Genomic DNA, 14,920 nt, shown 5'->3' on the forward strand with positions numbered 1-14,920 from the left:
ATGATTTTTAATTAGTAACAATTTTGGTATAAACAACATTAAAAAGAGTGCCTATTTATTTAGCAATAGGCACTCCTAAAAAAAATATTTAAAGTGATTTTACCAGGTCTGTTACCATAGTTAATAAATCAGCTTTTTGCACTTCATAAACTTCACCTGTTTTACGGACCTTAACCTCAACAATTCCTTCAGAAGCTTTTTTACCAACAGTGATTCGTAAAGGCAATCCAATTAAATCTGAGTCAGCAAATTTAACCCCTGGTCGCTCTTGACGCTCATCAAATAATACATCAAAACGACTCTGCTTTAAATGACTATATAGCTCCTCTGATAATTGGGCTTGTGCCTCGTCTTTCATATTGACAGCAATTAAATGAACATCGAAAGGAGCAAGGTTTACTGGCCAAACTAACCCATTTTCATCGTTAAATTGTTCAGCAACCGCCGCTAATGTTCTTGATACTCCAATTCCGTAGCAGCCCATTAACATCGGCTTAGTTCTACCATTTTCATCAAGGTAACTAGCATTCATTGCCTCACTATAGCGTGTGCCTAGTTTAAAGACATGACCAACCTCAATCCCTTTTGCAAAAACAATAGTCCCTTTTCCGTCTGGAGAAGGATCTCCCTCCTGGATAAAACGGAGGTCTACGAATTTGGTAACTTGGAAATCTCTGTTTGGATTTACGTTTGTATAATGGAAGTGTTCTTCATTAGCCCCACAAACACCATTCACAATCGATTCAACAGCGATATCAGCAATTATTTCAACATTAGAAATTCCGATGGGGCCAATTGAACCAATGGTACAAGCTAATACGGAATGAGCTTCTTCAGGACTCGCCAATTCAACTGAACTGGCATCAAGAATATTTTTAAGTTTAATATCATTTACTTCGTGATCTCCACGGACAAGAACTAAAACATATTTTTCATCTAATTTAAATAAAAGTGATTTAATACATTTTGCTGGACTTACACTTAAGAAGTTTGAAACATCTTCAATTGTTTTTTGATTAATTGTTTCAACCTTTTCTAAGGGTAGCTCTGCTTCACTACTCTTTTCATATTTTGCTACAACTGGAGCCATTTCAATATTTGCCGCAAAATCAGAAGAATCTGAGTATGCAATTGTATCTTCTCCAACATCAGATAAAACCATAAATTCGTGGGTGTCTTTCCCACCCATTGCACCTGAATCAGCAATTACTGCTCTAAAGTCAAGTTGACAACGGCTAAAAACATTTGAATAAGCCTGGTACATTTTGTTGTAAACATCATCTAAGCTTTCAGGATTGGAGTGAAAGGAATACGCGTCCTTCATTATAAACTCGCGTCCTCTTAACAACCCGAATCGCGGTCTCTTCTCATCACGAAATTTAGTTTGTATTTGATATAAAGTTAATGGAAGTCTTTTATAAGATTTAACTTCATCCCTAACTAAACTTGTAATCACTTCTTCATGTGTTGCCCCTAGCGCAAAGTCACGGTCATGACGGTCTTTTAACCGCATTAATTCTGGACCATAAGTATACCAACGTCCAGACTCTTGCCAAAACTCGGCTTGTTGAAGGGCAGGCATTAATAATTCGACTGCACCAGCTTCATTCATTTCTTCGCGAACAATTGCTTCAATTTTTCTAAGAACTATTTGAGCTAATGGTAAGTAACTATATACTCCACTTGCATTTTGGCGAATAAACCCAGCTCTTAAGAGTAATTGGTGGCTTTTCACTTCAGCATCTGAAGGAATTTCGCGTAGAGTAGGAATAAGTGTCATACTCTGTTTCATCTATTAGCACCTCTAAAATTTATATTTTATAAGAAAAACTTCTGAATATCATTCCATGTTACAACTAGCATTAACAACATTAATAAGGCAAAACCGATAAAATGGACCATTCCTTCTTTATGTCTGTCGATAGGTTTACCTCTTAATGCTTCAACACCAAAGAAAATAAGTCGTCCACCATCTAAAGCAGGGAGTGGTAAAAGATTCATTATACCTAAATTAATGCTTAAAATAGCTCCCCATTTCATTAAATTAAATATACCTGATTTCGCAACGGTATCAGTCGAAACATATATACCAACTGGACCCGAAAGCATATCAATTGAGAATTGGCCAGTAATCAGTTTTCCAACTTGGATGAAAATTTCTTTTGTCCAAAAATACGTTTGTTCAAATCCATATGTTAACGAGCGAACAGGTGATTTTTCAACTGGGCTATATACACCAATAATACCAATTGACTGATTCTCAGCTTCGACCTCTTTAGGAGTGACAGGAATTTCTAGTGCTTGACCATCACGGACAACAGAAAACATTAATTCTTTATTTGGACTTTGGCGAATGATTTCAACAACATCAGTCCATGTGGATATTTCAGCACTATCAATGGCCTCAACTTTATCCCCTTCCATTAGTCCCGCTTGTTTAGCAGCTCCATCATCCGTTAAATTACCAAGTGTTGGGTCATTCGCTGGTACTCCTTGAAATAAGGCAATAATAAGGAAAATAAAGAAAGCAAGGACAAAATTCATCAGAGGCCCAGCAAAAATAGCCATTGTTCGCTGACCTAGAGTTTTTGAAGCGAATTGACGATTATAAGGTGCAATTTGTGTTTCCGCCCCATCTTCCACGGCTACTGCCTTTGGACTAACCTGGAAATGGGTTAACACCTCATTATCATCCTCAGCATAACCACTAATCATCAAAGCATGGTCCAAATCAGCTTTTTCAACTTCTACAATTCGAGCACTTGGATATTTTTCCTTATTGTTTAAAATAATTTTATCAACAAGTCCATTATTAATGACTAAGCCTACTCGGTATCCTGGTTTTAACTCAATGGTTTCAGGATCTTCCCCAGCCATTCTGACAAATCCACCGATTGGTAGTAAACGAATTGTATAAACAGTTTCACCTTTTTTAAAAGAAATCACTTTAGGACCCATTCCGATCGCAAATTCACGACATAGAATGCCCGCTCTTTTAGCAAAAACAAAGTGACCTAATTCGTGAAAAAATACTAGAGCTCCAAAAATGACGATAAAGGCTATCACAGTACTCAATAAAAAAACCACCTTTTATTTGTGTCAAGCGCAAGCGTACTCCCCTTGTTGGAAAATATAAAGTCTTTTTCCTAGGTCACAAGCCGCTTCCGTTTTTATTAAAGAAGTGAACCTACGAGCTCTCTAGTCTCTTTATCAACCTCTTGTATGGTTGATAAGCTTGGGTTTGAAATATTGTCATGAGATTGAAGAGCTTTTTCGATTAACTCCTCGATTTCAAGGAATTTTATTTTCCCATCTAAAAAACCTGCAACTGCAACTTCATTTGCAGCATTTAATACAGATGGTAATGTTCCACCTTTTTTCCCAGCCTCATAAGCAAAAGCTAAACAACGAAAACGTTCAAAATCCATTTCTTTAAAATGGAGTCTTCCTATTTCGGCAAGGTTTAACCTTTTTTCTGTTTGAAGTGGGAGACGGTCAGGATAAGTTAAGGCATACTGGATAGGAACTCTCATGTCTGGAGTACCTAATTGAGCCATAATACTACTATCATGGAACTCAATCATCGAATGTATAATACTTTCTTTATGCAATAAAACTGAGATTTTATCATAAGGCATGGAAAACAACCAATGAGCCTCAATTACCTCTAATCCTTTATTCATCATGGTTGCTGAATCTATCGTAATCTTAGCACCCATCGACCAGTTCGGATGATTTAGTGCTTCCTTGACAGTAACACCTTTTAATTCACTTCTACTTTTATCTCTAAAGCTACCACCTGAAGCTGTTAATATCAGTCGTTCAATATTTTTTGATTTTTCTCCTTGCAATGCTTGAAAAATTGCTGAATGTTCACTATCAACTGGCAGTAATGAAACACCGTTTCTTTCGGCGGCCTCCATGACAATATGTCCGGCTGTTACAAGTGTTTCTTTATTTGCAATCGCAATTGTTTTTTTAGCTTCGATGGCTTGAAGAGTAGGGTAAAGACCAACACTCCCTAAAACAGCATTCACTAAAATATGTGCTTTTTCATAGGTAGCTACTTCTGTTAAACCTTCCTCACCATATGTAAATCGAGTATAAGGAAATTCTGCTTTTAACGTTTCATAACCTGATTTTTCTCCTGTCGCAACAAGTTCAGGCTTATGGTCGATAATCATCTTCCTAGCAAGGTCTATATTTTTCCCAACAGACATTGCAACCAGTTTAAAATTTTCTGGATGTTGGCTTATAACATCTAACGTCTGCTGACCAATTGAGCCTGTTGCTCCCAATAAACTTATTAATTTCAAAAAATTTCAACTCCAAATAAAAAATCAAGATATCAAATGCAAAAAGCTAATTAATGGCCAAACAAATAATAAACTATCAAACCGGTCTAATATGCCGCCATGTCCAGGTAGAATTCTTCCTGAATCCTTGACATTAAAATGTCGTTTTAATGCAGATTCGACTAAATCTCCAATTTGACCAAATATAGAGAGCACAATTGTAATTACAAACAGTTGTAAAAGTGAAGCATCAATGTCTGTAAAAACACTAAAAAGTGCAGCCACGATTACGGCACAAACTACACCACCAATTGATCCTTCGATAGTTTTATTCGGGCTAATTTCTGGCCACAGTTTCCGTTTTCCAAAAGCTTTACCAATAAAATAAGCACCTGAATCAGTTGCCCAAATCATAAATAATGAATAGAAAATATAGACGCGTCCTGCATCACGTGTCTCCATAAAATAATAAAATCCGAGACCTACATAGATAGTACCTAAAACAGAAAAACCAACATCTTCAAATGTGAATTTATTTTTTGTAGCTACTGTATAAGTCAAAAATAATAACACTACAATAAAGGCTAGTTCGACTTTTGTATAATCGAAGTCGTTTAAAAACTTTTGATAATCTTTCGGTAGAAGAAAAATCCAAAGTAAAACTATTGATAGGAGACCTGGTAATGTGAAAAGGCTAATATTCCTCATTTTTAACAATTCATACAATCCTACTGACGCCATGAGGTAGGTTAAAAATATGAAGGGTAACCCTCCATACATAACAATAGGGAGAAATACGGCCGCTGCTATAACTGCTGTTACGATTCTTTGCTTCATTAATAATTCAACACCTTTTTTATACTCCTCCAAATCTTCGTTGACGGCTTTGATATGCATCAACTGCATCTAAGAGATCTTCTTCATTAAAATCTGGCCATAACGTATCTGTAAACCAAAATTCGCTATACGCTAACTGCCAAAGCATAAAATTGCTTAATCGAATTTCGCCACTTGTACGGATTAATAGGTCAGGATCATTGAATTCAGAGGTCATTAAATAGGAAGAAAAGACATCTTCCGTTATTTCGTTTTCATTCATTATGCCACTTTTACAATCATTTAAGACATGCTTCACTGCTTCAAGTATTTCGACTCTACTCCCATAATTTAAAGCAAAGTTTAGAACTAGCCCTGTATTATCCTTTGTATCAACCATCGCCTTTTCAATTGCGTTCAAGGTATAAGTTGGAAGTTGTTCCTTGTTTCCCATCATTTTTACTTGTACATTTTCTTCGATTAATTCAGGTAAGAAGGTTCCTAAAAATTCTTCTGGTAGTTTCATTAAATAATCTACTTCTGATTTTGGCCTTTTCCAATTTTCGGTTGAAAACGCATAAAGTGTCAATACCTTAACCCCAAGTTGATTAGCTAATTTAGTTATTTTACGAACTACCTTCATTCCTTCATGATGGCCAGCAATTCTAGGTAATGCACGTCTTTTTGCCCATCGACCATTGCCATCCATGATAATAGCAATATGAGAAGGAATTGAGTGCTGCTTAGTGTTGACAATCCTATCTCGGAGAGTGGAAGAGTTAGAACTTTTCTTCCACAGATTGATTTTATTTAACATAAAACTTAACAGCTCCTCCAAATAAAGTAATCTTTCTCCGATAAAAATATAAAAATCCAGTTTATGAAAACTTTTAGAAGTTTTACCAAGATATCCTTTTTATCATACCAAAAATTCATAAAGATATCTCTATAAAATAACTTATGTCCCTGAAATGTAAAACAGAATAATTTTATGTACAGCACCATTATTTTAACACATTGATTTTAATTTAGAAAAACAGCCAAAAAAACCCCCTATAAAAGAGGGTCAGGTATTATACTTCTAATATTTCTTTTTCTTTGTCTTTTGTAATTTGATCGATTTTTGCAATATGATCGTCAGTTAATTTTTGAATGTCCTCAGAGTATCCACGTTGTGCATCCTCTGTGATTTCTCCATTTTTTTCCAACTTTTTCAAATCATCATTGGCATCTCGACGGATGTTACGAATCGCAATTTTTGCTTCTTCACTCTCTTTTTTCACGACTTTCACTAAATCTTTACGTCGCTCCTCTGTTAACTGAGGAATCATGATTCGAATAAGTGTACCATCGTTTGATGGGTTTAATCCTAAATCAGATTTAAGAATCGCTTTTTCAATATCACCTAAAACCGATCTATCGTATGGCTGAATAACTAGAAGTCGTGCTTCTGGTACACTGATACCAGCTAATTGATTTACAGGTGTAGGAGCACCATAATAATCAACATTTATACGGTCCAATAATGAGGCACTTGCTCTTCCTGCACGAACACTTGCAAGTTCTCTAGAATAAGATTGAATTGCTTTAGCCATCCGATCTTTAGTATTAGCAATGACTGATTTCGGCATGATTATTTCCCCCTCACAATTGTCCCTATATTTTCACCCATAATAACACGTTTAATATTGCCTTGCTCCATAACAGAGAAAACAATTAATGGAATATTATTATCCATACATAATGAAGATGCTGTAGAGTCCATTACTTCTAATCCCTCTTTTAAAACATCTAAGAAAGTAATTTCTTGATATTTTTTTGCATTCTTATCTATACGTGGATCAGCAGAATAAACTCCATCCACATTGTTTTTTGCCATTAAAATCACTTCAGCTTCAATTTCTGCTGCACGTAGAGAGGCTGTTGTATCTGTTGAGAAATAAGGATTACCTGTACCTGCTGCAAAAATGACAACACGTTTCTTCTCAAGATGTCGAATAGCACGTCGACGTATGTATGGTTCTGCAACTTGACGCATTTCAATTGAGGATTGTACGCGAGTTTCAACTCCAAGCTGTTCAAGGCTATCTTGTAAAGCAAGTGAGTTCATAACTGTTGCAAGCATGCCCATGTAATCGGCATTCGCACGATCCATCCCCATTTCACTACCTATCTTCCCTCGCCATATGTTACCGCCACCTACAACGACTGCAACTTCTACATTCAACTCAGCAATTTCTTTTACTTGATTGGCAATGGATTTTATCACAGATGGGTTAATTCCAAAGCCAGCATCTCCGGCTAACGCTTCCCCGCTTAACTTTAAAACAACACGTTTGTATTTAGGGCTACTCATAAGAACCTCCAAATATAGTTTACAGCAATTATATAAATTCTTGAAAAATAGGGAACACGCTGTGAGTGTCCCCTATTACTAATTTCTAAATTATATCAGATATTTATTATCTCTTAACTTGGTTCATAACTTCTTCAGCGAAATTATCTTCACGCTTTTCTAAACCTTCTCCAACTGCGTAACGAACGAATTCACGAACAGTTGCACCTTTAGATTCTACAAAAGCACGAACCTTTTGGTCAGGGTTTTTAACAAATGTTTGGTCAAGTAAACAAACATCTTCAAAATATTTACCTAAGCGGCCTTCAACCATTTTTGCTACGATATTTTCAGGCTTGCCTTCGTTAAGAGCTTGTTCAGTTAATACTTTACGCTCACGCTCTACTTCTTCTTGTGATACTTGATCACGAGACACATATAGAGGGTGCAGTGCAGCAGCATGCATAGAAACATCCTTTGCAGCACTAGCATCAGTAGTTCCTTCTAAAACTGTTAACACAGCAATACGTCCACCCATGTGTAAGTACTCACCAAATGCATCATTATCTGTTTTTGTTAAAATTTCAAAACGACGAAGGTTAATTTTCTCACCAATTTTTGCAATTGCAGCATTAATATGGTCAGCAACCGTAACTCCATTGTCCATTGTTTGAGCAGTAGCTTCCTCTACTGAAGCTGGCTTGTTTTTCAACAAATGTGCAGCTAGTTCTTTTACTAGAGTTTGGAAACCTTCGTTTTTAGCAACGAAATCTGTTTCTGAGTTCACTTCAAAAATAACAGCTTCGTTTCCTTCAGAAAGAATAGCAGTAGTTCCTTCAGCAGCAATACGGTCTGCTTTTTTTGCAGCAGAAGCAATACCTTTTTCACGTAAGAAATCGATTGCTTGTTCCATATCACCATTTGTTTCAGTAAGTGCTTTTTTACAATCTAACATTCCAGCACCAGTTTTTTCACGAAGTTCTTTTACCATTTGCGCAGTAACTGCCATTTGAGTAATTCCTCCTTAATAGGTTATAATATTAATTTTTCTCGAAAATATATGTACCATTTCTATATTGTTAACCATTTTCTCCACAGTTAACCAATGGCCAAATCTTTAAAAAAAGGTGATAAAGGGTGCTCCCTCTTATCACCTTTACTAGCACCTTTGTTATCTTTTAAAGCTAGAATTAAGCTTCAACAGCTGCTAATTCTTCACCTTGTTTTGACTCTAAAATAGCATCTGCAATTTTAGCAGTAATAAGTTTAACTGCACGGATTGCATCATCGTTAGCTGGGATCACATAATCGATTTCATCTGGATCACAGTTAGTATCAACGATACCAACGATAGGGATGTTTAATTTATGAGCTTCAGCAACTGCAATGCGTTCTTTACGAGGGTCAATGATGAATAATGCATCAGGAAGACCTTTCATATTCTTAATTCCACCAAGGAATTTTTCTAAACGCTCTTGCTCTTTCTTTAACTGAACAACTTCTTTTTTCGGTAATACTTCAAAAGTACCGTCTTCAGACATTCTTTCGATATCTTTTAAACGTGAAATACGTTTTTGAATTGTTTCGAAGTTTGTTAAAGTACCACCTAACCAACGTTGGTTAACATAGTACATTCCTGAACGTTCAGCTTCTTCTTTCACTGAATCTTGAGCTTGTTTCTTAGTACCAACGAAAAGCATTTTTCCGCCGTTTTCGCCAAGCTCTTTCACGAATTTGTAAGCTTCTTCGAACTTCTTAACTGTTTTTTGAAGATCGATGATGTAGATACCGTTACGCTCAGTGAAGATATATTTCTTCATTTTTGGGTTCCAACGGCGAGTTTGGTGACCGAAGTGTACACCAGCTTCAAGCAATTGCTTCATAGAAATTACTGACATGTTTGTTTCCTCCTAGGTTTATGATTCCTCCGCTCCGATCATTTTTAAATGATAACTGTTCAAGACAGCACCAATCATTTAAATCCAAGAGCGTGTGTAATAACACCATGAAATAATATAGCATAACTAGAATAGACAATCAAGTTATTCTTGAAAAATAATGGATTGTTTTTGCTTCTAGCACAGTGATTTTTGGCTCATTCGTGGAATGCGATAGCTTTCCACGCTTTCAGCGCAAGCTGAAAGAAGCATATATGGGATGAATCGGGTGAGGGAAAGCGAGCTTTCCTCCACCCGATTCATCCCATATATGCGCAAATGAGCCAAAAATCACCCTTTCAGGGTGAAATCAAAAAACCTGGATAGCTAATGCTACCCAGGTTTTTCCAAGCTGATTAGTTTTTTAATTTTTCTAACTCAAGTAAAAACTTATCATTAAGAACCTTAATATAAGTACCCTTCATACCTAAAGAACGAGACTCAATAACTCCAGCGCTCTCTAATTTACGAAGTGCATTTACGATTACTGAACGCGTAATTCCTACACGGTCAGCGATCTTAGAAGCAACTAGTAAGCCTTCGTTTCCATCTAACTCTTCAAAAATATGCTCAATAGCTTCTAATTCACTATACGACAATGAACTAATCGCCATTTGTACAACTGCCTTACTACGTGCTTCCTCTTCAATTTCTTCCGCTTTTTCGCGTAAAATTTCCATTCCAACAACAGTAGCACCGTACTCACCAAGAATTAGATCGTCATCATGAAATTGCTCTTCTAATCTTGCCAAAATCAACGTACCTAAACGTTCCCCACCACCATTAATCGGTACAATAGTAGTTAATCCGGTACGGAATAAATCTTTGTTTTCTACAGGGAAAACTGTATGCTCATTTTCAACATCTAAATTAGAAGATGTTTCTTGAATATTGAATAGGTTCTGTGTGTATTCTTCAGGAAATTGACGATTTTCAAGCATTTGCTTTATACGATCATTTTCAATTTGGTGGTGTATTGCAAATCCTAACAATTTCCCACGGCGACTAACCACGAAAATATTTGCTTCAATCACATCACTTAATGTTTCTGACATTTCTTTGAAGTTCACTGGTTTTCCAGCTGCTTTTTGCAATAAAGCATTAATCTTTCTAGTTTTTGATAATAAATTCATGGTACTTCCTCCTATTAATTCTACAATTAATTCTCTAATATATTTGTCATCCACTACTAAATAAAGGAGTCACTTTTTTGAATTGGTATTAAAAATACTTATAAAATAAATTGACTTAAGTCCTTATTTCTTGCTATTGCACCAAGTTTTTCCTCCACATATTGAGGAGTAATCGTTATTTTTTCCATTGTAATATCTGGTGCTTCGAAGGATAAATCTTCTAGTAGTTTTTCTAAAATGGTATGTAGTCTTCTAGCTCCGATATTATCTGTATTTTGATTTACCTCAAAAGCAACTTCAGCTATTTTACGTATAGCATCGTCAGAAAATTCAATTTGTATACCCTCAGTTTCCAACAATGCCGAATATTGCTTCACTAAAGCGTTATCAGGTTCAACTAAAATTCTATAGAAATCATCTACTGTCAATTTCGATAATTCTACTCGAATTGGAAAGCGCCCTTGAAGCTCAGGTATTAAATCAGATGGCTTTGCCATATGGAATGCTCCAGCTGCAATAAACAAAATATAATCAGTCTTTACAGAACCATATTTAGTTACAACAGTAGAACCTTCTACGACTGGCAAAATATCTCTCTGAACGCCTTCTCTAGAAACATCTGCAGATGATCCACCAGAATTTTTGCTAGCAATTTTATCAATTTCATCAATAAAAATGATTCCTGTTTGTTCAGCTTTTACAATAGCCTCTTGAGTAACCTCATCCATATCGATTAATTTTTGTGCTTCTTCGTTTGTTAATACCTTGCGAGCTTCTTTTACTGTTAATTTTCTTTTCTTTCGTTTTTTGGGCATGAGATTACTAAAAGCATCTTGCATATTCATTCCCATTTGCTCCATTCCAGAGCCTTGAAGCATATCAAACATAGATGGAGTTTGCTCATCAACTTCCACCGAAACCATTTCATTTTCCATCTCACCTAGATCTAATTTTTCTTTCAATACTCTTCGTTTTTCATGTAGAGTATATTCTTCATTAGGTGTCGCTTCTTGTTCTTGGCTGTTATTATTTCCTCCACCAAAAATAAGTTCCAATGGATTTTTAAAATTTGTCGTTTTCTTTGCTGACGGTGCTAGTAATTCTACTAGTCGTTCATTTGCATTTCGCTCTGCTCTATCTTTAACACTTAACATCTTTTCTTCTTTTACAAGTCTGACTGATGTTTCGACCAAATCACGGACCATTGACTCAACGTCACGTCCTACATAGCCGACCTCCGTGAATTTTGTCGCCTCAACCTTAATGAAGGGTGCTCCCACTAGCTTTGCCATGCGTCGAGCAATTTCAGTTTTTCCTACTCCAGTGGGTCCTATCATTAATATATTTTTAGGGATAATTTCTTCTTTTAATTTTTCATCTAAAAGATTACGACGGTATCGGTTTCTCAATGCAACAGCCACGGATTTCTTGGCGTCCTTTTGACCAATAATATATTGGTCTAGTTTTTCAACAATTTGACGGGGGGTTAAATTCGTTGCTTTTACCATGAACAATCCTCCTTTGCGGGTTAGAGCTCTTCAACGATAATATTTTCATTTGTGTAAACGCAAATTTCCGCGGCAATTTCTAAAGCAGCTTGAGCAATTTCCTTTGCAGTCAAATTATCTCCGCTGTATTTCTTTAAGCTACGACCAGCAGCAAGTGCATAATTCCCACCTGAACCTATGGCTAAAACTCCATCATCTGGCTCTATTACTTCCCCAGTACCAGATATTAAAAGCATATATTCATGATTCATAACGATTAACATGGCTTCTAATTTTCTTAATACTTTATCACTTCGCCATTCTTTAGCTAATTCTACTGCGGCACGTTGTAAATTACCGTTATACTCTTCTAATTTTCCTTCAAACATTTCAAAGAGCGTAAAGGCATCCGCTACAGACCCTGCAAAACCGGCAATTACTTTCCCATTAAACAACTTTCTAACCTTTCGTGCTGTGTGTTTCATCACTACTGCATTACCAAAGGTTACTTGACCATCGCCTGACATGGCGCATTCACCTTTATGCTGAATACCAAAAATGGTCGTTGCATGAAATTGAGACATTAATAAACCTCCTCTTAAAGCTACTTGAAACGTAAAAAATCATTGGAACAATTTACGCACGGGGATGATGATTCATATATGTCTTTCTTAAATACTCGTTACTAACATGTGTATACACCTGAGTTGATGATAAAAAAGCATGACCTAATAATTCCTGAACAGAGCGCATATCAGCGCCATTATTTAATAAATGAGTTGCAAATGAATGCCTCAGCATATGTGGATGAATTTTGCCGTTTAACGTAGATTTTTCAAACATGGAATTTAACACAGTTCGAACTCCTCTTTCAGTTAAAGGACCACCACGATAATTAACAAATAAAACATCGTGTGATTGCTTATTTGTTAGCAATTCTAATCTTCCATTTTGAATATACTGTTTTAAAGCTACATTTGCTTGTTTACCAAATGGAACATACCTATCTTTACTTCCTTTACCATGTACCAAGATTGTTGATAATGAAAAATCAAGATCTTTTATCCGTATTTGACAGCACTCACTTACTCGAATACCTGTCGCATAAAGTAATTCCAACAGCGCTTTATTTCTTTGACCAATTGGCGTAACTGTCTCACATGATTTAAATAACTGTTCTAGTTCCTCTTCGTAGAAAAATTCTGGAAGTCTTTTCTCTATTTTAGGAATAGATACAAGTGCGAAAGGATTATCCTGAATTAATTCTTCTCTTAACAGAAACTTGTAAAAACTTCTCAAACTAGAAATTCTCCTAGCAATCGTTTTTCTTGCCAATTTCCTCTCGAATAGGTTGGTAAGATAAAGTCTTGCATCCGAATATTGAACTTCAGAAATGGATGCAATCGATTGTTCAGACATGAACATAATAAATCCACAGATATCATGGTGGTAATGTTCAATTGTATATTTTGAGCAATTTTTCTCAATTTGTAAATATTCTATAAATAACTTTAAAGAATCGTTCACATCTTTTAACATTATTCTCACCTCACAAAGGCTATTAAATAGTATCATACAATAATAGCCCTTGCAATTGATTTTACAAATTTTTCACAAAGTTCTGAATTGTTTCCAATGCTCTATTTGCATGTTGTTCATTTCTTTCTTGTTTCCCTCGGATTTTTTCAGGTAGTTCTGTAAATAACCCAAAGTTAGCGTTCATCGGCTGGAAGTTTTTAGCATTTGTAGTAGTTATGTAACGAGCCATACTACCAATTGCCGTTTCATGAGGGAATTCTAGAGTATCTTTTCCTTCCACCAATCTCGCTGCATTAATCCCCGCAACTAAACCACTTGCGGCTGATTCAACATACCCTTCTACTCCTGTCATTTGACCAGCAAAAAATAAATCATGCCGCTCTCTAAATTGATACGTAGCATTTAATACCTTCGGAGAGTTAATAAATGTATTTCGATGCATGACACCATAACGAACTATTTCTGCATTTTCTAAACCAGGGATCAATTGTAAAACTTCCTTTTGTGGACCCCATTTTAAATGTGTCTGAAAACCTACAATATTATAAAGAGTACCTGCAGCATCATCTTGTCTCAGCTGAACAACAGCATATGGTCTTCTACCAGTACGAGGGTCTTCTAAACCAACTGGTTTCATTGGTCCAAATAACATCGTCTTTTTACCTCTGCTCGCCATGACTTCTATCGGCATACATCCTTCAAAGAAAATCTCCTTTTCAAATTCCTTTAAAGGAACAGTTTCTGCTGCAATTAGAGCCTCATAAAATCGATTAAACTCTTCTTCTGACATTGGACAATTTAAATAGGCGGCTTCCCCTTTATCATACCGTGATTTTAGGTATACCTTATCCATATTTATGCTATCTTTCTCGATTATAGGTGCAGCAGCATCATAAAAATACAAATAATCCTCACCTGTAATATTACGGAGGCTTGAAGAAAGTGCCTCGCTTGTTAAAGGTCCAGTTGCGATGATAGTTGGCCCTTCTGGAATCTCCTTCACCTCTTCATTAATAACAGTGACATTAGGATGGTTTTTTACTCGCTCTGTTACAAGTGCAGCAAATTCGTGTCGGTCAACTGCTAATGCGCCTCCGGCAGGTACCGCACAAGCATCAGCTGAACGAATAATAACAGAGTCAAGCTTCCTCATTTCTTCTTTTAAAACACCAACAGCATTCGTTAAAGTATTCGCCCGTAGCGAATTACTACATACTAATTCTGCAAATTTATCAGTATGATGGGCAGGTGTTTGTTTAACAGGACGCATTTCGTATAAATTTACGTTTATCCCTCTTTTGGCAATTTGCCAAGCAGCCTCACTTCCAGCCAACCCAGCTCCAATTACATTTACATAATGTTCACTCATGTATAGATC

At 36.2% G+C, this 14,920-nt stretch carries 14 protein-coding genes; all 14 read right to left on the reverse strand.

The genetic code is table 11. From position 1 onward, the window contains the following. Positions 1–88: 88 nt before the first annotated feature. The 14 genes from LRP83_RS05495 to trmFO all read right to left on the reverse strand — a co-directional run bounded on the left by LRP83_RS05495 (position 89) and on the right by trmFO (position 14,911). Complete coding sequence (locus LRP83_RS05495; protein ID WP_230495677.1) at positions 89–1,792, reverse strand: proline--tRNA ligase; 1,704 nt, start codon at positions 1,790–1,792, stop codon at positions 89–91. A 26-nt stretch (positions 1,793–1,818) separates the two neighbouring features. Continuing rightward, positions 1,819–3,075: an RIP metalloprotease RseP gene (rseP, locus tag LRP83_RS05500; RefSeq protein WP_230495678.1), complete on the reverse strand. Its 1,257-nt coding sequence runs from the start codon at positions 3,073–3,075 to the stop codon at positions 1,819–1,821. Between the two features lie 98 nt (positions 3,076–3,173). Next, entirely contained in the window at positions 3,174–4,316 is a 1,143-nt protein-coding gene (locus tag LRP83_RS05505; RefSeq protein WP_230495679.1) for a 1-deoxy-D-xylulose-5-phosphate reductoisomerase, read from the reverse strand. Between the two features lie 24 nt (positions 4,317–4,340). Beyond that, positions 4,341–5,132: a phosphatidate cytidylyltransferase gene (locus LRP83_RS05510; RefSeq protein ID WP_230495793.1), complete on the reverse strand. Its 792-nt coding sequence runs from the start codon at positions 5,130–5,132 to the stop codon at positions 4,341–4,343. Between the two features lie 19 nt (positions 5,133–5,151). Next, a complete protein-coding gene (gene uppS / locus LRP83_RS05515) occupies positions 5,152–5,928 on the reverse strand; it encodes an undecaprenyl pyrophosphate synthase (protein WP_230495680.1) in 777 nt (258 codons plus the stop codon). A 256-nt stretch (positions 5,929–6,184) separates the two neighbouring features. After that, positions 6,185–6,742 (reverse strand): ribosome recycling factor, encoded by a 558-nt coding sequence (gene frr, locus LRP83_RS05520; RefSeq protein ID WP_230495681.1) that lies wholly within the window; start codon positions 6,740–6,742, stop codon positions 6,185–6,187. A gap of 2 nt (positions 6,743–6,744) precedes the next feature. After that, positions 6,745–7,467, reverse strand: coding sequence for a UMP kinase (pyrH, locus tag LRP83_RS05525; protein WP_230495682.1), 723 nt, complete (start codon positions 7,465–7,467; stop codon positions 6,745–6,747). A gap of 106 nt (positions 7,468–7,573) precedes the next feature. After that, positions 7,574–8,455 carry a translation elongation factor Ts gene (gene tsf, locus LRP83_RS05530; RefSeq protein WP_230495683.1) on the reverse strand — a complete coding sequence of 294 codons (882 nt, stop codon included), beginning with the start codon at positions 8,453–8,455 and terminating at the stop codon, positions 7,574–7,576. A gap of 181 nt (positions 8,456–8,636) precedes the next feature. Continuing rightward, a complete protein-coding gene (rpsB, locus tag LRP83_RS05535) occupies positions 8,637–9,344 on the reverse strand; it encodes a 30S ribosomal protein S2 (RefSeq protein ID WP_230495684.1) in 708 nt (235 codons plus the stop codon). A gap of 395 nt (positions 9,345–9,739) precedes the next feature. Then, complete coding sequence (codY, locus tag LRP83_RS05540) at positions 9,740–10,516, reverse strand: GTP-sensing pleiotropic transcriptional regulator CodY (protein ID WP_230495685.1); 777 nt, start codon at positions 10,514–10,516, stop codon at positions 9,740–9,742. 98 nt (positions 10,517–10,614) lie between these two features. After that, positions 10,615–12,024: an ATP-dependent protease ATPase subunit HslU gene (hslU, locus tag LRP83_RS05545; protein ID WP_230495686.1), complete on the reverse strand. Its 1,410-nt coding sequence runs from the start codon at positions 12,022–12,024 to the stop codon at positions 10,615–10,617. Between the two features lie 20 nt (positions 12,025–12,044). Further along, on the reverse strand, positions 12,045–12,587 hold the full coding sequence (gene hslV, locus LRP83_RS05550; protein ID WP_230495687.1) for an ATP-dependent protease subunit HslV: 543 nt from the start codon (positions 12,585–12,587) through the stop codon (positions 12,045–12,047). A 52-nt stretch (positions 12,588–12,639) separates the two neighbouring features. Then, entirely contained in the window at positions 12,640–13,542 is a 903-nt protein-coding gene (gene xerC, locus LRP83_RS05555) for a tyrosine recombinase XerC (RefSeq protein WP_230495688.1), read from the reverse strand. Positions 13,543–13,603: 61 nt separating this feature from the next. After that, the gene (gene trmFO, locus LRP83_RS05560) at positions 13,604–14,911 is read right to left on the reverse strand and encodes an FADH(2)-oxidizing methylenetetrahydrofolate--tRNA-(uracil(54)-C(5))-methyltransferase TrmFO (protein WP_230495689.1); all 1,308 of its coding nucleotides are present in this window, start codon (positions 14,909–14,911) and stop codon (positions 13,604–13,606) included. Positions 14,912–14,920: the final 9 nt, after the last annotated feature.

Origin of the sequence: Pseudoneobacillus rhizosphaerae (assembly GCF_917563885.1) — a bacterium.
Taxonomy (GTDB): domain Bacteria; phylum Bacillota; class Bacilli; order Bacillales; family Cytobacillaceae; genus Pseudoneobacillus; species Pseudoneobacillus rhizosphaerae.